1 protein-coding gene is annotated in these 243 nt (G+C 61.7%); it reads left to right on the top strand.

The window, feature by feature from the left end; translation table 11 throughout:
* Positions 1 to 243 (top strand): protein rep (locus tag DIT71_RS18300; protein WP_227538199.1); only part of this gene is annotated, 243 nt, incomplete at both ends.

Here is a 243-nt window from a genome sequence, read left to right as displayed (position 1 = left end):
ACCCCGATTCCCGCTGGATGTTTCTGACCCTGACCGTGCGCAACTGCGCGATCGAGGAGCTGGGCGAGACGCTGAGCCGGATGAACACGGCTTTCCAGCGACTGAAGGACCGTAAAGAGTTCCGACCAGTTCAGGGCTGGATACGCACCACGGAAGTCACCCGCGGCAGTGACGGCAGCGCACACCCGCACTTCCACACCCTGATGATGGTTCCGCCGGGCATGCTTAACGGGAAGAGTTACG

This window comes from Marinobacter vulgaris, from assembly GCF_003344045.1.
Taxonomy (GTDB): Bacteria; Pseudomonadota; Gammaproteobacteria; order Pseudomonadales; family Oleiphilaceae; genus Marinobacter; species Marinobacter vulgaris.
This window is presented reverse-complemented; position numbering and strand designations above follow the sequence as displayed.